We start from the raw sequence: 15,333 nt of genomic DNA, 5'->3' as shown, positions 1-15,333 counted from the left end.
CAATATGTGGACTGACACCTGCCGTCTTGAGGCTACGGATGTCTCCCAGTTGCCAGGTTGCTTCTGGTTTCCCTGCTGGTTCTGTGTCGGGCTTCATCTTCAACTTGGCTTTCTTCTTGCTGAAATTGACGTTGAACGCGAAGGTTTGCTGGTCAGGGGATAAGTCGGCTGGTTTGCCCTTGCTCTTGAAGTTGGCTTCGTTTCCGTTTTTGTCGGAAATGACCACGTTGATGGTCCCGATTTTTTCCTCGTTTCTGTTTGGCGTCTTGATAGAGAAGTTGAATTTATTCTTTTTGGTTTTGTTTGTTTTCCCGATGATTTCGCCGTCAGTTGTTTGAAGCTGGATCGAAAGCCCTTTGGCGTTGGCTAGTTTCTTGAAAATCCCTTTGATTTTCATTATCCTCTGGATTTAATTTCTATTTCAGGATTATGGAGGCAGCGGTAAGAAATCTGATTACGATGAAAGGAATGATTTAACGGGCTTTTGATGGCCTCGACACCGTCGCAGTCCAACGGCAGATTCGAGCACCACTTCCGTGAGCGGTTCGACAGCCTGCTCCCCACGATTCAGGAGCGCTGGCCAGATCTTGCTGAGCACACGCTCGAGGCCACCAGGGGGAGTGTGGATGAGTTGGTGCGCTTGATCGAACGCAACACCGGTCTGACGCCTCAAGGGGTTCGTGAGCAACTGGAGGAGCTGCTGCATAGCGCTGGCGATCGCAGTCGTGACTGGGCCGACAGCCTTGACCCCCTAGAAGAGCAACTGGAGCAGCTGCTCGATGAATTGAACAGCACCCTGCGTCCGAAGATCGAGGCGCCTGTTCGTCAGCGACCGCTTCTGGCCGTTGGTGTTGCCCTTGGCGTTGGTTTGCTGCTGGGCAGCATGCTTCGCGGAGGGCGGCGCTCCTGATGGCTGACCAGAACTCTCCGCGTGGATTTGGAGCAGCGGCTCGGGTGACGGCTCTGGCGGCGTCGGTGATGGACCTGCATGTGCGGATTGCCCTGCAGGAGGTGGATCGGGAAAAACGCCGACTGATCAGCGGAGGTTTGTTCCTCGCCATCGGAGGAACAGCCATGTTCCTGGCGTTGCTCGCGGCTGAAGCGTCGTTGTTGCTCTGGATTCAGGCCCAGTGGGACCTGGATTTAACGCGGGCATTGCTGACGCTCTCCGTTGCCAATCTGTTGCTTGCCGGCATCAGTTTGCGCATCGGCGGGCAGGTTTTGAAGGGGCCGTTCCTGCCCCAGACGCTGGAGGGGTTGATGAAAACCGTGCGTGCGGTGATGGGGCGGGTCTGACCGACTCGAGCTTGTGGGCTGTCTGGACATCCAATCAAGAGCTAGAGAAGAGTTAATGATTGATTAACTCCCGTTTAACTTGGCTTGGGTTGTCGTTCCGTGATCGTTGCGTTTTCCGTTTGGGCCAAGCTTTCGGCAGGCTCTGCTTCCTGATCAGCAAAGTGCTTCAGGTGTTGATCTTGGCTCAAGACAGCCGACACTCTTCCTGGTGGCGGGCCCCTGTGGTTCTGGAAAGTCGTCCGTTATCAAGACAGCAGTTCAGGCTGATCTTGCTTTGTTCGGTGATGATCTGAGGGCTGAATTCAGAGGGTCGGTGTTGGATCGATCCGGCTGTGAAGTTGATGATTACAACCTTGCTTTGGAGCGGCAGTCCTGTTTTCAGTCCAGCCATGTGAAACGGTTGTCGCGGGAGTCGACCCTGCCATCGGCCCTTTTGCTTCATCTTGATCTTTATCAAATCCTGCGGGGAATTGATGCGTCCTACTGGCCCAAAGGGCTGAAACGAAAGGCCCAGCGCCTTGGGGATGCGTCTGATCCATTGCCGAAACGCTCCTTTGAGGATCTGCTCAAACCTCGTCAAAACGATCGGATGATGCAGGCTTTTTTTGCCAAAAAATTGTTCCAACGGTTCAATCGCATTGCTGTGGCGACGGTGCATTGCGGCTTCGAGCGCAATGCAGCTCAGTTGACGGCGCGCAAGGGTGGTTCCAGTGGTCAATGGTTGAAATACTTTTCTGCCCCCGATCCCGTCGCCCGGGCGATTCATGCCGAGATCTATCGCTGCTGGGCTAGCGCGTTGGTCCGCATGGCACCCGTCGTTGATGTCTCGATCAAGGTTGACTCCGATGCAGGCTTTTCCCTGAACGGCAGCTTCATTGCCTACGGCTGCTGAGACCGGTGCATTGGTGTTGACGCATCAGCGAATGTCGTAGTGCAGCCAGCGGCAATCGATGCCGCCATTGCTCACAGGAATCCGTCGCGATGCTTTGAGCCGAAGTGCACCCGTGAGCTTCGGATTGCCACTCAACAGCCAGAGCTGCCACCCGGAGGCTTCTCGGCGCACAAATTGTCCAAGCGCGCTGTAAAGCGCATCGAGTTCCTGTTCGGTTCCGATGCGCTGGCCGTAGGGCGGGTTGCAGACCAACACTCCAGGGCCGTCGGGCAGGGATTCGGCTTCGAACGGGCCGGTGCAGATGCGAATGATTCCACTGAGGCCTGCGGCTTCCACATTGGCGCGGGCCTGATCGGCAGTAGCGGGATCCGCTTCGATTCCCAACAGCAGGGGAAGCGTGAGATCTCCTCTGCGGCGTTGCCTGGCGCGATGGAGCTCCTGTGCCCAGAGTTCGGGCTGGAAATCAGCCCAACCCTCGAGGGCAAAGCGTCGCCCCAATCCAGGGGCTTGCTGCAACGCTGCCAGTGCTGCTTCGATCAGGAGAATTCCGGATCCACAGCAGGGGTCCACCAGGGGGCTGGTTCCATCCCAGCCCGTCAGGCGGATCAGCCCGGCAGCCAGATTTTCCTTCAAGGGTGCGACCCCCATGGCGGCTCTGTAGCCGCGGCGGTGCAGGCTGCCGCCACTGCCATCGAGGCTCAGTTGTGCGTCTCCGCGGCCAAGGTGGAGATGCAAGGAGAGGTCGGGGTCGTCGAGATCAATGGAGGAGCGTTCCCCCCAAAGATCCCGTTGCGCATCCACAAGGGCGTTTTTGACTTGCAAGGCCGTGAAATGGCTGTGGTTCAGCCCCGGCGCCGTTCCGGTCACATCCACTCGGAAGCTCATGGAGGGATGCAGCCAGCGTTCCCAGTCGAGGGCTTGGCGGATGCCGTCGTAAAGGTCGTCGCGGCCTTGGCAGGGGAAGCAGGCCACTTGACGCAACAGCCGGAAAGGTAGCCGTGCCTGCAAATGCATCCTGTAGAGGCAGGCCATGTCGGCGTCGAAGCTGACGGCACGCCTGCCGGGCTTCACGGAATGGGCCCCGAGGTCGGTCAGCTCTTCGCTGCCGGCCGCCTCCAGGCCCTGGGGAACAACTGCAACAGCAGATAGCCGGTTTGTTCGACCCAAGGGCGTTGTGCTCCAGGCCACCACTCCTGTCAGAATGACAGGGTCCGGCTTTGTCGGACTAGGTGATCCACACCAGTGTTTCGGACAGCGGTTCGATTCCGCTCAGCTCCATTTCCCCTTTTATGGGGCTGCAATGGTTTCGACGGGGCATGAGGAGGGTGACTGAAGCCTGCTCGGTGAGAGCAAACCCGTAACTGCGAACAACATCGTTCGTTTCTCCCGTCAAGCAGCCCCTGTTGCTGCCTGACCCTTAGGGGAGATGGGGTGAAGTCAGCCTTATCACCCAAATGACTCGCGGGGGCTGGAAGGCCCCCTCAAACACTCCCACCACTGGGATCTCCGAAATTAAGACGGAGGCTCCAGATGGTCTTGCACGCAAATCTGCACGCAAACCACTGCCGCCCGTCTTGGACGGCATGGACAAGGCAGAGGCGCTCGCATACGTCTCCCGACTATTTGATGCCGCAGAAGCAGGTGCCGTCCTTTGGGGCGACGCTCTGCTGATCAAGCGGTTCATCAGCCAGTGCAGCCGCACCGGCAGCAAGGCGACACAAGACGGCTACCGCTTCGAGATCCGCGAGTTCACTCGTTGGCGGGATCGCCACCATCCCCATCTGCATTTGCGGGAGATCAATCCCGCGTTCTGCCAGGACTGGGTGTCCCAACTGCGGGAACAAGTCGAGGCAGGACTCATGAAGCCTCGAACCTTCAACCGCAGGATTGCTGCCATCACTTCGCTCTACCGCTGGGCGTCTGAGCCCAGTCGGTCAGCAGTGACAGGCGTGCCTCGCAATCCGATGCCACCTCGATCGCTTCTCCACGCTGAGAAGAGCACAAGGCCGCTGACTCCTGAGCAGTTCGGGCTGTTGATGGCAGCCATAACCAGGGCAGCTCATCTCGACCCCAAAGCCCAACGCGACTACGTGCTCATCAAAGGTGCGTACTTGCTCGGATGCAGGGTCTCGGAGATCGCGGTTATCCGTTGGAAAGACATCGAGGCTCTCGATGACGGAGGCCAGATTCGCCTCTTTGGCAAAGGATCCAAGCGGCGCACTATTCGTATATTGAAAGCAACGCTTGGCCTCTTTCAAGGACTTGGCCGCGGCACTGATGAAGAGTTCGTCTTCCCTAGTCCCAGGCGGGATGGGCATCTCACACGCCAAGCAATTGGAGATGTTTGCCGGAAGTGGGGACGCGCCGCAGGGTTCCACGTTCACCCACACCAGCTGAGGCAAAGCAATGCCACACATGCTGTGCAGAGGGGCGTGGACGTATTCACGCTTCAAGCCACCCTTGGACATTCATCGAGCGCGACGACTGGTCATTACGTCGCTAGCAATCCTCGGGACAGTTCTTCTCTTCGGCTTGGCTAACCATGGCCCTGTCGTTATTGATGCTGTGGCGCCAGTAGGCTAATTTTCTATCTCTCTACGCGAAAGCCCACCATAAAAGAAATCTAGAGTTCGTATTTGATTCCTTGAGAGAGGGTGCTTCTTGCGGTTTTCAATGATATCTTAATGTGTATTCAATTAATATAGAGAATGCATTCAGAAAATATTCTCTCTGATTCGTTAGACATTGCAAGTCATCTATCTCATGATAGAAGTTGTGGCTGTGATTCTTGCAGGCTTAAATGTGCAAATGGCCAGCAAGTTAATGATTACCAAGAGCGAGGAGGTGATTTAACGATTGATGGTTTAATAAGCTCTACTTTTGGCGCTCATACTAAAAATGCTTTAAATGCAAGCGGAGGTGAAAGTCTTGAGTACTACATACATAATGAGACTGGCTATACTGTCTTTGACGACTATACATACGGAGACTCTCTGGGGCATTCTTCGGAAGAACGCGATTTCGTAAAAAGTATTTTTAATCGCGTAGATGAATATATTGATTTGGATTTTAATGAATCAAGTACTTGGAGTGGTTCGACGTTCGATATTTATTCTCTTGATTCTTACAGTGAGTGGGGCAGTAGCGATGTTGGTGAGGTCAATGATCACGGGTCAGGCTCTGAATCCTATTGGGATATCTATTGGAAAAATACAGGAAGCAGCTCTTTGAATAGCTTTAATGCCAATACAATTGTTCACCAGATTGGCCACGCATTGGGTCTATCTCACCCTTACGAGGATCCATGGAATAGCAATTGGAACACCGACGACACAATCATGTCGTACAACATTAGCCCCGATGGCTGGGATACCTGGTTCAGTGATCTAGACATCCAAGCACTTCAAAGCATTTGGGGTATTGAAAATGACTACGGCTCAGATGGTAATGATAATATGAGTGGGGAATCAAGCGGTGACACATTTTATGCACTTAGAGGCGATGACGTAATTAACGCCGGTGCTGGTGATGATCTGATTTATGGCAATCAAGGCTTAGACACCATTACAGGTGGTTTTGGAGAAGATATTTTGTATGGCGGCAAGGATGCTGATTACATTTATGGTAACCAAGACGAAGACCGTCTCTACGGAAATCTTGGAGATGACCTGATTTATGGCGGCAAATCAAATGACTGGCAGCACGGTGGCCAGGGAGATGATCAACTTTATGGAAATCTTGGTGATGATGTGATCTATGGAGGTAGATCCAACGACTGGCTTCATGGTGGTCAGGGGGATGATCGACTTTATGGAAATCTTGGTGATGATGTGATCTATGGAGGTAGATCCAACGACTGGCTTCATGGTGGTCAGGGGGATGACGTGCTCTACGGAAACCATGATGCTGATGTGTTCAACCTCTCAAGAGGCTCTGACCGTGTGATGGATTTTGAGGCCAATGAGGGCGATAGAATTGCGATTCGACCAGGTGTTAACTATGCGATCCAGGCTCAGGGTTCGGATCTATTGATCAATACCGATATTGGATCTTTACTTCTGGTCGGAACTGAGTTCAGTTCATTTAATTCGACACAATCGATTGTTCAGATGTAATGGCAAATATCCTCGACTACATCTGCTCTGAAGGGTTAATCCTTGAGGCCTCGTTGATTGGCCCCGGTCAGCAACGCGAAAAGAGTGGTTCCTGATCACTAGTGAACTGGTCGCCAGCACCATCGCCCCCAGCAGTCGCTTGCTGTTCCAGGTCATGTGGGCCAGCAGCAAGCGCACCGTGGTGGCCGCCACTTCGGGGTCACCGGTGGCCAGGCCATCAAGCCATGGCCCCTCCAGCCTTTCCAAATCCGCCAGACCCTGAAGACATGTCATCTCGACGTTGGTCGTGGCGGTTCCCGGCACGGGCATTCGATGGCAACGCTTCAGTTTGGCGACGGTGCTGGCCAGATTTCACCCCATGCCGAACAAGGACCGCGCCACCAATCCCCCGCCTCAGAACCAAGGCTGTCGCTGCCATGCGGATACTGCATACCAAGTGCAGACGCGTACTTTTGGGCTCAGGATTGGGTTGTCAGGTCTGCGAAACCCTGACGGTCGGAGAAGGCAACGCCCGACGAGAGGGGGGATGACCGTTCAGTTCTCTCACGTGGACTGGGTGGTCGCCCTTCTTTTCGCCAAGACAAACGGACCCAGCAGTTGCCGCTGACATGGGTCCGCGTCCCGAGCTTCTCAAAAGGACCGGAACACGACACAAATAAGTCAGTGACACCAGGCGATTCAGCGAAATTTGATACCAATTGAGCCCTTTGCCACCATTGCGGTGAGGCGATCTTGAGAGCTTTGAACGCTGATCTGACTCCCCGCATCGTCAGAAGGGAGTCAGTGGTGTTACCAGCGCCCAATGGCCCCTTCAGTGACCATTGGATGGAGGTTTCCTGCGATGGAACTTCCGAAAATAGAATCGGTTCAGGCCAGGGGATCGTGGGCTACAGATGACGCGGAGTCGCGTGTCAAATGAACCTGGGAGAGGTACGAGGTGAAATTTCGCTGATCTGGCTCATCCCCTGAAACAGAGGAGCCAGGTCGTTGCTTGGTGCATATCTGCGTGCGGCACAACGCCATTGAGGCGCAGAACAAGATGCTGAAAACAGGCTGGCGACGGTGCTCACTATCCGCCAGGTCACTTCGAACTGATCAGTAGAGCGAATTCCCTGGAAGGTGGCACTTGAACCTTCGTAAGTATTTATACTTAGTGACGGATTTGCACTAATTGAGAATGTTTATCACTATCAATAAGAGCCCTTTTGGTCCAAGATGGATTTGTCGTCCTTGGACGGGATCGACGGGCCGATGCACTCTTCTCTTTCGTTGACTTAGCGAGAGAGAGGATGGCCCCTGTATCACTGATTAAGTAACTTTTGTTTTTAGCCTCGCGTTACGCCTCGGTTGGTTCTATAAATAAATACCCGTCCAAGGTCAGTGAAAACCCCGGCTAAACCGGGGTTTTTGCTTGCTCGGACTGCGTCTAATTGCCCATGCGGACATGGACTGCAAACAGCACTCCAACGCAATCGGGGTTTTCGGACTTCAGGCTCGACTCCGTTGCATCGATGGCAATCTCAACTGACGGATGAAACGCTGGACTGACTCCCCGCATCGCCAGAAGGGAGTCAGGAACAGTCCCCAGCGCCCAATGGTCATGCAGGGGCCATCGGATGGAGGTGGGCCTCCATCAACACTCTCACCTCAGTCATGAGTTCATTGCCGTTCCGATGAGGCAACAGCAGTAACCAAATGAACTGCGGCAACGTTGTAGTTTTTCTTTCGACCGGTGCGATGAGGTTTAACTCACTCGGTTGAGGGATGCGCTGCTTGTTTTTTCGACCTAAAACGAGGGGAGTTGATCGACGACTCCATGCAAAATGCAAACCAGAAATGCGCTTGTGAGCCCTGTGGCTGCAGTGTTTCCCCTGAAAAAGCCTTCGAAAAAGAAGGAAAGATTTATTGCTCCCAGCCATGTGCGGATGGTCATGCCGGGGATGACCAATGTTGCTCTAGTTGTGATTGCTGCTGATTATTCGCAGCAGTCGCATTGTTGAGAGGTGGCCACTCTGCATTCTTTCAAGGGGACCACTGTTACACAGCTAACGACATTTGAATCCCTAAGTACCCGTACTTGAATACCTCCACTGGGGTCTTCAGCTAATTCCACAGCGAGCCCAACTAGCTCTTCACCATTGGCATTAGTGTAATTCAAGAGCTCAACATATTGAAGTTCGTTAGGTGTGGCCACAAGCAATAAGAAAATCTAGAGAGCTGATTAACGCTGAATGACTCACCAGAGATCTTAAACCCGTGGAGTCATTGGGATCACAGCGCCTAATGGCAAGGGTTAACCATTGGATGAAAGTCTGATTAAAGAATTTCGAAGACCACTATCACTCCGTCTATGGGTCCACTGCCGTTCCGATGAGTCGATGGCACTGACCAAAAGAGCTGTAGCAATGTTGCCGCTTTTCGCACTATCCCTATGGTCATCAAAGTTATGTACCATCATCCGCCCAGATGGGGAGAATGCGATGCTGCCATTGAACATTTGCTTTGACCTGAGCCAGCAGTATTTAAATAAGCCCCATGCCTGCGAAAAGACCTTTGCTCAGAAATATTAATAGCAGAATAGACGTTCCAGCTATCAGATTAAGATTGACCAACTGGAAAATGATTGGGCTCCTTAAATGGTCAGAATATTTTTCATTTTTTTGTTGCTGCAAGGGTGTATCCCAATAGGCGAAAACCAGCCCCTTCTTCGCTGCAAGCTTGTTGCGGGTGTTTAGCGAGCCATAGCCAAACTCACTAATCAATGCTGCTTGCTGCTTGATTTTTTTACTCTCATTGAGAAATACAGTTTGGATCCAGTTGCTGTGTATTCTGATGCCAATCGCAATCCAGAAGATTGCTGTGATGCAAGCAAGGATGTTCAGAAAGTCCATTGGCCTAAAATTACATCTTGCCTGTTGATTTCTTGAGTAGGCATTGTTTTGATTGTGGTCACGCTGATTTATTGAACTTTTCCATGATTGAAATTATTCAAGCCAGGCAAGAAAGGATACATTCGGATATACGCTCTTTTACTTTGAGGGCAGACTTGGTTTGATGTTATTTGGTGGATCGTTGCATTTCCCTGGTTGAAATACTGTAAGGGGGGGCTTTCTGTCCATAATTTGTGGATCATCCTTGCGGATGATGCCTCTAATTTGTTTGTTCTTAAAATTGTTTAATCGGTTGTTGGAGTTGTTGTTTCGTTTTTTGGCTGCTTTTTGCTTGATGTAGGTATCGCTTCGTTTTCTGGAGTTGATTGCTTGGTCGGAATCCTACGTTCCTTCATGATTACCTGGGGCTTCGTATTGGTTTTTAAGGTTTCACTCTTTGAAGCAGGGGATTTTTTCTCAGATATAGATGTTTCTTTTTTGGCTGCTGATTTCTTTTTGGATTTGAGCTTACTTGCATCCAAAGAGTTTTCGCCAAACGACTTGTAGCCTAGAAAGATCAGGCCGCTTATCACGGGGATCGAAGTAATCCCACCAATAGCAACTTCAAATCCGCTTAATGCCATCTTTCATTTTAATGATTTCTGATCGTATCACTGCGCTGCAATTGAATCAGATCTCAAAATTACCATTGGCAAGTAACAAATGGCCTAATTTTTGTCTCTTTTTGGCGTGGCCAGTGTTTTGATTTTTCGAGTGACTGTTGTTTATTGTTTTGATCCCTGTTTTCTCAATGATACATCTAGATTCTACAGCAATTCAAATTAATTGGCTTCCCTTTCTTCCAGGGCTCGCTTGCCATTCAATCCATCAAGTCAAAATTCCAGGGTTGACGGCATACCAGGCGATTTGCCTCGGCGCCGGTCAGATTTAACTGCAGAATTAGCATCTGAAATGATCGAAAAGTGCTATCGCCAGATTTTTTTTCATGCGATGTCTTCTGATCGTGATCTTTCGCTTGAGTCACAATTTAAGTCTGGAAGCATCACGGTGAGGGATTTTATAAGAGGTTTGCTCCTTTCAGAGCGTTTTTATAATGGCTATATTGCCTGCAACAGTAATGATCGGATTGTAGAGCAGGTTGTGGGGCGAGTTTTAGGTCGTCCTGTTTATGGCGCTGATGAAAAAAGATCTTGGTCGATTGTTATTGCTGAGCAAGGATTCCCGGCTTTTGCCGACTCCATACTTAACTCTCCTGAATACTATGAGAGGTTTGGTAATGATGAGATACCTGAACAAGTCAATCGAATCTTGCCAGGTCGTTCTCAGGGAGACTTGCCTATCTATCAGCGACTGCCTCGCTATGGGGAGAGTTGGCGCGAACGTTTGATTCGCGATGGATTGATGATGTCTATAGATGCCTTTAATAAAATTGGTCGTCCAATGACTGTAGCCCGTCTTATCTACGAGAAGCCTGAGGGGCGTCTTCTCAAGTTTTGGATCCTCTTGTTGATTGTTGGTGGTGCTGGAAGTGTTTCTTTGGTTCTTTTGATCTTCCGTCAAATGTTCACTATTTGATGTAGTTTTTGCGTCGGTTTGATGCTTATGTATGTGCCAGAAAAACCAGTTGATGCAGCTTTCTTGGCTCGTCCTAGACAGTCTATTGACTCTCGTACGGGATCCGAACCGTCTTTAGGTGGTTCTCTGCGCGAAAAGGCAGTTTGGGTTGAGGAAGTTGACTGTATTGGCTGTCGTTATTGTGCACATGTGGCTTCGAATACTTTTGTGATGGTTCCAGAAACCGGTCGTTGTCGCGCTATTCGCCAGGACGGCGATTCAATGGATCGAATACAGGAAGCGATTGATACCTGCCCTGTCGATTGCATTCATTGGGTCGATTTTGATGATTTGGACTAGGGCATTCCTGTTTGCTTCGCTAGTCAGTCTTGCCACCTGCTTCGATTAAAATAGACTACGGTTGGTGAATCAGAAGCTCAAATGTTGTTGGAGCTCTGGCTTCTGTTAATTTTGTGGCGATGGACTGGGAAAAGTGCAACTTCGGAAGGTGTGTAATTGAAGATGTGTTGTTGATCAACAAACTCGCCTGACGATATTTAGAAAAGCGTGATATGGATTGCTATCCATCCGCAGCCTCTCTGCTCAAGCCCAATTCAGCCATGGCCCATTGGCGAGCGGCTCGCCACGACGCCATTTTGGCTGACGACGAGATAATGAAAATGGGGTGGCGTTGATGTTTGTCTCCAGCCAGATAACGCTGATCTGACTCCTCCCCTGAAACAGAGGAGTCAGGCCGTTGCGTGCGTCACGCTGTTCTGACTCCTCCGGTTGAGAAAGAAGTCAGACGGCATTCAGCGCCCAATGGTCATGCAGGGACCATTGGATGGAGGTGTGGAAACTCCACTAATACCATCACATCGACCATGGGTTCAGGTCGGTTCAGATGAGTTAAAGGCAGTGATCAAATGTGCCGCAGCAATGTTGTGCCGCAGGAGTTTGCGCACGTCCTGCACCAATGACCGAGAACCCACGTCGTACAGCTATCGCGGTTGTTGTGGTTTTGATCTTGCCCCAGACCGATGGCTCGTTCATCACCTCGTGGATTCCCCCCTGGTCTTGGCTTGGGAGCTGGTCACAACAGAGCTAGGTGATGCTGAAGCAGGCTGGCGGCGTTGTTCATTATCTGTGCGGTGATGTGATCGGAGCTGCAGACCAGATTTCAGATGTGTGGGAGTCTTTGGTGGTTACAACAGCTCTAATGACCTTTTTGATGCATTGGTCTTTCAAGACCGGCTATCACGAAATTGCTGCCAAGAAGTTCCTGGCGACCGGTGCGCCCTTTCCCGAGTGCAAGTCCTGGAAGCGTTTCCATGGCCCCGGCTCTGTAGAAGGTTGGATTCTCGTGGAGGCTGAGAACGCTGACGCTTGCTATGAACACGCTGCGGAATGGGCCGAATGCCTCGATTGGGAGGTCACCCCAGTGCTGACAGACGATCAGGCTGGCCCTCTGATCGCCAAGGCCTACAGCTGATTATTGCCTTGGATGAGGTGTGAGAGAGGCAGTAGGTCGTGACACCACCCACCAAATCAAGCAACCACGCCTGAAGAGGTCTCCCTCTCACACCTCAACGATAGGTCTTAGGGCTGAGATGCACCACGACTGGTTCGTGGCAATAGAGGCGTTGTGCATTGAGCTTCGGCCAATCACATCTCTTTCGATACGTATGTTCCCTTGAGGATGCTCGGAGAGTTCAGATGAGAGGCTCCTCAAAATCGGCAGTTAAAAACTTATTGTCCTGAAATTGTTCTTTTTGGCCTGTCGACATGGCAATAAAGTTATCTTCGAGGCTTGCGCGGAAGAAGCCTTTGAGCTTTTTGCCGTTTTCAAACTCATTAATGAATTCTGGTTCTATTGAGAGCTCTACTATTTTTTTGCCTTTATCAAGGTAATCAAATTTTTTGTTTCCAGATTTCACTGTTCTAGCGTTTTCTGCGTCGCCGAAAAAGCTATTTGTTATCTTGTCTTTGAATATCACTTTCTTAAAGCCGAGTCCGCTGACGGCATCATCTTTGAAGGTGAAAACCGCTTTGACATTGCTAATCCCTTTTTTATTTGTTCTGCTTCTGGCCCTGAAATTGCCTATTAATGTATCTGAATTGTCTACTAGATTGAGGTCGTCAAAGGCCCCGATGACGTTGATGATTTTTGAGAAGACGTTAGAGGCTTTCCTGGGCATAGTTGGCCGGATTTTTTCTTTATCTAGCTGTGGTTTGCCTGTGTGGCAAGTGTTCTTGGTGAATTCTCAGGTTGCTGTCGCGCTGCCTTGTTGGCTTGTGTGGCGGCCCGCTCCTCTTCTGCCTGTCATGGCCTGTTGATTGAGGTTTTGCCGTGCAAGTGTGTCCTGGCTCGGTTGGGAGTGGGCGCAGCTAGCGGCCTAGGCTTGCCCTGGGTCTTGTGCGTCGCAGTTTTTGGTCTGCCCTGTTTTCTTTCCCATTGCGCTGCTGATGCTCATTTGGGTGGCTCCGGCCTCATTGGCGTCCCTGTCAGTTCGGACCGACCGTCTGATCAACCGTTTACAGAGCCTTGGTGTTGTTATTGACCGGCTTGAGCGTTGTGGGCCCGGGGCCGAACGAGCTGCATACAACATGGGTGTGAATCGATTGTGTATGTCCCAGGGGCTGCGCGATGAGCCAGGGTTTCAGTTGGATTTGTTGACCCATGAGGCCATCCATGTGGTTCAGGACTGTCTGGATGGTTTGGACACGCCGACCTCGTCCACCATCAGTTTGATGTTGCAGGCGCAGGGTGGCTTCAGCCCTGCTTAGGTCGACAAGTTTTTTGCTCATCACCTCAACCCGTCAACGGCGGATCATGTCCTGCATGTCACCCGGTCTCTGGGGCCGCTGCAGCGCCGTCGCGAAGTTGAGGCCTATGCCCTTCAGGGCCAAGCCGGCATGGTCGAATCCTTGTCGGCAAGGCATTGCTGACGCCGGTTCAGTGATGAGCCTGTGGCCTCATGTTGTTCCGAAGGCCATGGCTATTGTTTTCTTATCCGTCGGAACAATCGGGTGAAGCGACAGTGGCTTTCGATGCTTTTACTGGCTCCGATGCTGTTGTTGGAGGCGCCTTCGTTGGCGCGATCGTTGTTTGATCGTCCCCCGACGCGGGTGGTGATTCATAACCCCGAAGCAACAGAAGGGCTGCGCAATCGCACCACAATTACTGTTGTTGTTCCTGAGGATGCAGGCAATGCCCTGGGATCAATTGTCTTGCGACAGCTGCCCAACATTGATCAGTGGGACTGGGGACGCTCCCAACCTCAGGTTTATTTCGGCGACTATTCACTGCGCAGGAAAGGAGCAAGCGGATTGGCTTCCGCTGTTGTCTCCGATTCCGACGGGCTGGTGAGCATCAAGCTCACTCCAGCGGTTCAGCCGGGGCAAACCGTAAATGTTGTGTTCCGGGGCTTTAATCCCGAGTCCAGCATTTATCAATGGTCCACAGAACTGCTGGCGGAAGGTGAAGAGCCCGTGCGTTATGTGGGCCCCACCCTGCGATTGACCGTTTACGAGCAGGATCCTTTTCGCTAGGTGTGAGCCCCTAGAGCATGTTGGGGTAGGCGTTGAACACACCCCAGACCACCAGGGCTGTGATTGAGGCAAAGACCACGGCCGTCCATGCCGCGAGATCGGCATTGGTGCTGGACCCCTGCAGAAGCTGAAGAAGGCGTGCCATCAGAAGGAATGCAAGCCCTTCGGTTCTGGCTCAGGTGCTTGGCAAATTCCAGCCTTGTTTGCGACTCCTCATACGCCCAAGAGATCGTTCAAGTTGAGGTCGTTGCGCCTCAGCAGCGCGAAGGTTGTGCCGGCGTTGCCCCGGCAGACCCGCAGCTGCTCGTCCAGCACGGTGATGTCGAGCCAGGCCGGGGTGCTCTGCTGAACCTGACGCATCCAGCTCAACTGCTGATGCTCCGCTCGGGAGGGTCCTATCCAGCCTCCTCGTCGAAAGCGCACCTCCACGCGCTGGCGTCCTGCGATCTGCAGCTCGGCCTGCACGCTGATGCCCCCAAGGGCAGCGAAGGGGGCGCGCAACCGCAGCAGATTGCAGCCGCACCCTTGTTCTGGATCAAGGGCCTGCAGGTTCTCCAGCCCGGCGGTGTGTCTCAGCCAGGGTTGCTGGGAGCTGCTCCAGCGCAATTCCCACACTCCACGCAACAAGCCTGCTGAACAGTTGAGGTCGGCGGGCTGCTCCTCTTCCACCCGGTTGATCAGCTCCTGCAGGCTGGGATCGCTCGGCTTCTCCCGAAGCAGTTGCATCAGTTGGTCGCGGTGATGCCCCACGGGATGGTCTGGGTTGCTCCAGCCGTTCTAGTGGTATTCGCCAGGGTGCTGAATCTTGGTGACGCTGACGCCCGATGCGCTTTTGCCGGAGAACCGCAGCAGTTCATCGCCAGAGACTTCGTAGCCCAGCTGTTGGGCGATCAGGGCCGCAGCATCGGCACTGACAGCCTGCAACACCTGCTGCTTCAACGCGGGATCTCGGGCGATGTGAGCAAAAAATTGCCGGAGTTGGTCCGTACTCATGCTGCTGGAACTGTCCTGCTGATTCTGAACGGTCTGGCCT

Annotated in this window: 20 protein-coding genes; 12 read left to right on the top strand and 8 right to left on the bottom strand. The window is 52.2% G+C overall.

Features of this window, described 5'->3' with window-relative positions; translation table 11 throughout:
* The first annotated feature begins 38 nt into the window (after nt 1-38).
* The 4 genes from SynPROSU1_RS11625 (at nt 39) to SynPROSU1_RS11610 (ending at nt 2,188) form a co-directional block, all read left to right on the top strand.
* Complete coding sequence (locus SynPROSU1_RS11625) at nt 39-338, top strand: hypothetical protein (RefSeq protein ID WP_186570637.1); 300 nt, start codon at nt 39-41, stop codon at nt 336-338.
* Nucleotides 339-487: 149 nt separating this feature from the next.
* A complete protein-coding gene (locus SynPROSU1_RS11620; RefSeq protein WP_186570636.1) occupies nt 488-910 on the top strand; it encodes a YqjD family protein in 423 nt (140 codons plus the stop codon).
* Nucleotides 910-1,296, top strand: coding sequence for a phage holin family protein (locus SynPROSU1_RS11615; protein ID WP_186570635.1), 387 nt, complete (start codon nt 910-912; stop codon nt 1,294-1,296). The genes SynPROSU1_RS11620 and SynPROSU1_RS11615 overlap by 1 nt, the downstream gene beginning before the upstream one ends.
* Before the next feature lie 208 nt (nt 1,297-1,504).
* The gene (locus SynPROSU1_RS11610; protein WP_186570634.1) at nt 1,505-2,188 is read left to right on the top strand and encodes a hypothetical protein; all 684 of its coding nucleotides are present in this window, start codon (nt 1,505-1,507) and stop codon (nt 2,186-2,188) included.
* Between the two features lie 24 nt (nt 2,189-2,212).
* Here the strand turns inward: SynPROSU1_RS11610 and SynPROSU1_RS11605 are convergent, their stop codons facing one another.
* Nucleotides 2,213-3,355 (bottom strand): class I SAM-dependent RNA methyltransferase, encoded by a 1,143-nt coding sequence (locus SynPROSU1_RS11605; RefSeq protein ID WP_186570633.1) that lies wholly within the window; start codon nt 3,353-3,355, stop codon nt 2,213-2,215.
* 287 nt (nt 3,356-3,642) lie between these two features.
* Between SynPROSU1_RS11605 and SynPROSU1_RS11595 the strand changes: the two genes are divergently transcribed.
* The 3 genes from SynPROSU1_RS11595 to SynPROSU1_RS11580 all read left to right on the top strand — a co-directional run bounded on the left by SynPROSU1_RS11595 (nt 3,643) and on the right by SynPROSU1_RS11580 (nt 8,278).
* Nucleotides 3,643-4,728: a tyrosine-type recombinase/integrase gene (locus SynPROSU1_RS11595; protein WP_255444666.1), complete on the top strand. Its 1,086-nt coding sequence runs from the start codon at nt 3,643-3,645 to the stop codon at nt 4,726-4,728.
* A gap of 168 nt (nt 4,729-4,896) precedes the next feature.
* Nucleotides 4,897-6,303, top strand: a complete 1,407-nt coding sequence (locus SynPROSU1_RS11590; protein WP_186570632.1) for a hypothetical protein — start codon at nt 4,897-4,899, stop codon at nt 6,301-6,303.
* A 1,816-nt stretch (nt 6,304-8,119) separates the two neighbouring features.
* Nucleotides 8,120-8,278, top strand: a complete 159-nt coding sequence (locus tag SynPROSU1_RS11580) for a metallothionein (RefSeq protein WP_186572379.1) — start codon at nt 8,120-8,122, stop codon at nt 8,276-8,278.
* Nucleotides 8,279-8,825: 547 nt separating this feature from the next.
* Here SynPROSU1_RS11580 and SynPROSU1_RS11575 read toward each other — a convergent pair.
* Nucleotides 8,826-9,194, bottom strand: a complete 369-nt coding sequence (locus SynPROSU1_RS11575) for a hypothetical protein (RefSeq protein WP_186570630.1) — start codon at nt 9,192-9,194, stop codon at nt 8,826-8,828.
* A gap of 284 nt (nt 9,195-9,478) precedes the next feature.
* Complete coding sequence (locus SynPROSU1_RS11570) at nt 9,479-9,817, bottom strand: hypothetical protein (RefSeq protein WP_186570629.1); 339 nt, start codon at nt 9,815-9,817, stop codon at nt 9,479-9,481.
* Nucleotides 9,818-10,046: 229 nt separating this feature from the next.
* Here SynPROSU1_RS11570 and SynPROSU1_RS11565 point away from each other — a divergent pair, with 229 nt between their 5' ends.
* From SynPROSU1_RS11565 to SynPROSU1_RS11555, 3 genes are all read left to right on the top strand, one after another.
* Nucleotides 10,047-10,769, top strand: a complete 723-nt coding sequence (locus SynPROSU1_RS11565; RefSeq protein ID WP_255444665.1) for a phycobilisome rod-core linker polypeptide — start codon at nt 10,047-10,049, stop codon at nt 10,767-10,769.
* A gap of 21 nt (nt 10,770-10,790) precedes the next feature.
* Complete coding sequence (locus tag SynPROSU1_RS11560; RefSeq protein ID WP_370586227.1) at nt 10,791-11,108, top strand: ferredoxin; 318 nt, start codon at nt 10,791-10,793, stop codon at nt 11,106-11,108.
* Between the two features lie 859 nt (nt 11,109-11,967).
* Nucleotides 11,968-12,240: a DUF3303 domain-containing protein gene (locus SynPROSU1_RS11555; protein ID WP_186572377.1), complete on the top strand. Its 273-nt coding sequence runs from the start codon at nt 11,968-11,970 to the stop codon at nt 12,238-12,240.
* A 220-nt stretch (nt 12,241-12,460) separates the two neighbouring features.
* Here SynPROSU1_RS11555 and SynPROSU1_RS11550 read toward each other — a convergent pair whose 3' ends face one another.
* Complete coding sequence (locus SynPROSU1_RS11550) at nt 12,461-12,946, bottom strand: hypothetical protein (RefSeq protein ID WP_186570627.1); 486 nt, start codon at nt 12,944-12,946, stop codon at nt 12,461-12,463.
* 268 nt (nt 12,947-13,214) lie between these two features.
* On the opposite strand from SynPROSU1_RS11550, the gene SynPROSU1_RS11545 reads away from it, so the two are divergent.
* Nucleotides 13,215-13,535 (top strand): hypothetical protein, encoded by a 321-nt coding sequence (locus SynPROSU1_RS11545; RefSeq protein ID WP_186570626.1) that lies wholly within the window; start codon nt 13,215-13,217, stop codon nt 13,533-13,535.
* A gap of 33 nt (nt 13,536-13,568) precedes the next feature.
* Here the strand turns inward: SynPROSU1_RS11545 and SynPROSU1_RS14075 are convergent, their stop codons facing one another.
* Nucleotides 13,569-13,691 carry a hypothetical protein gene (locus tag SynPROSU1_RS14075; RefSeq protein WP_255444664.1) on the bottom strand — a complete coding sequence of 41 codons (123 nt, stop codon included), beginning with the start codon at nt 13,689-13,691 and terminating at the stop codon, nt 13,569-13,571.
* Nucleotides 13,692-13,799: 108 nt separating this feature from the next.
* Between SynPROSU1_RS14075 and SynPROSU1_RS11540 the strand changes: the two genes are divergently transcribed.
* Entirely contained in the window at nt 13,800-14,300 is a 501-nt protein-coding gene (locus SynPROSU1_RS11540; RefSeq protein WP_186570625.1) for a DUF2808 domain-containing protein, read from the top strand.
* A 10-nt stretch (nt 14,301-14,310) separates the two neighbouring features.
* Here SynPROSU1_RS11540 and SynPROSU1_RS14070 read toward each other — a convergent pair whose 3' ends face one another.
* The 3 genes from SynPROSU1_RS14070 to SynPROSU1_RS11530 form a co-directional block, all read right to left on the bottom strand.
* A complete protein-coding gene (locus SynPROSU1_RS14070) occupies nt 14,311-14,445 on the bottom strand; it encodes a hypothetical protein (RefSeq protein WP_255444663.1) in 135 nt (44 codons plus the stop codon).
* A 68-nt stretch (nt 14,446-14,513) separates the two neighbouring features.
* Entirely contained in the window at nt 14,514-15,026 is a 513-nt protein-coding gene (locus SynPROSU1_RS11535; RefSeq protein WP_186570624.1) for a PAP/fibrillin family protein, read from the bottom strand.
* Nucleotides 15,027-15,077: 51 nt separating this feature from the next.
* Nucleotides 15,078-15,293: a Nif11-like leader peptide family natural product precursor gene (locus SynPROSU1_RS11530; protein WP_186570623.1), complete on the bottom strand. Its 216-nt coding sequence runs from the start codon at nt 15,291-15,293 to the stop codon at nt 15,078-15,080.
* Nucleotides 15,294-15,333: the final 40 nt, after the last annotated feature.

The sequence above is a fragment of the Synechococcus sp. PROS-U-1 genome, assembly GCF_014279755.1.
Classification (GTDB): domain Bacteria; phylum Cyanobacteriota; class Cyanobacteriia; order PCC-6307; family Cyanobiaceae; genus Parasynechococcus.
This window is presented reverse-complemented; position numbering and strand designations above follow the sequence as displayed.

Bases quoted from the DNA above. Each gene is read 5' to 3' on its own strand.
- SynPROSU1_RS11555 (WP_186572377.1), top strand. From the start codon at position 11,968: ATGACCTTTTTGATGCATTGGTCTTTCAAGACCGGCTATCACGAAATT.
- SynPROSU1_RS11590 (WP_186570632.1), top strand. From the start codon at position 4,897: ATGCATTCAGAAAATATTCTCTCTGATTCGTTAGACATTGCAAGTCAT.
- SynPROSU1_RS11575 (WP_186570630.1), bottom strand. From the start codon at position 9,194: ATGGACTTTCTGAACATCCTTGCTTGCATCACAGCAATCTTCTGGATT.
- SynPROSU1_RS11570 (WP_186570629.1), bottom strand. From the start codon at position 9,817: ATGGCATTAAGCGGATTTGAAGTTGCTATTGGTGGGATTACTTCGATC.
- SynPROSU1_RS11620 (WP_186570636.1), top strand. From the start codon at position 488: ATGGCCTCGACACCGTCGCAGTCCAACGGCAGATTCGAGCACCACTTC.
- SynPROSU1_RS11625 (WP_186570637.1), top strand. From the start codon at position 39: ATGTCTCCCAGTTGCCAGGTTGCTTCTGGTTTCCCTGCTGGTTCTGTG.
- SynPROSU1_RS11535 (WP_186570624.1), bottom strand. From the start codon at position 15,026: ATGCAACTGCTTCGGGAGAAGCCGAGCGATCCCAGCCTGCAGGAGCTG.
- SynPROSU1_RS11530 (WP_186570623.1), bottom strand. From the start codon at position 15,293: ATGAGTACGGACCAACTCCGGCAATTTTTTGCTCACATCGCCCGAGAT.
- SynPROSU1_RS14070 (WP_255444663.1), bottom strand. From the start codon at position 14,445: ATGGCACGCCTTCTTCAGCTTCTGCAGGGGTCCAGCACCAATGCCGAT.
- SynPROSU1_RS11540 (WP_186570625.1), top strand. From the start codon at position 13,800: ATGCTTTTACTGGCTCCGATGCTGTTGTTGGAGGCGCCTTCGTTGGCG.
- SynPROSU1_RS11615 (WP_186570635.1), top strand. From the start codon at position 910: ATGGCTGACCAGAACTCTCCGCGTGGATTTGGAGCAGCGGCTCGGGTG.
- SynPROSU1_RS11550 (WP_186570627.1), bottom strand. From the start codon at position 12,946: ATGCCCAGGAAAGCCTCTAACGTCTTCTCAAAAATCATCAACGTCATC.
- SynPROSU1_RS11595 (WP_255444666.1), top strand. From the start codon at position 3,643: ATGACTCGCGGGGGCTGGAAGGCCCCCTCAAACACTCCCACCACTGGG.
- SynPROSU1_RS11580 (WP_186572379.1), top strand. From the start codon at position 8,120: ATGCAAAATGCAAACCAGAAATGCGCTTGTGAGCCCTGTGGCTGCAGT.
- SynPROSU1_RS11560 (WP_370586227.1), top strand. From the start codon at position 10,791: ATGCTTATGTATGTGCCAGAAAAACCAGTTGATGCAGCTTTCTTGGCT.
- SynPROSU1_RS14075 (WP_255444664.1), bottom strand. From the start codon at position 13,691: ATGCCTTGCCGACAAGGATTCGACCATGCCGGCTTGGCCCTGAAGGGC.
- SynPROSU1_RS11545 (WP_186570626.1), top strand. From the start codon at position 13,215: ATGCTCATTTGGGTGGCTCCGGCCTCATTGGCGTCCCTGTCAGTTCGG.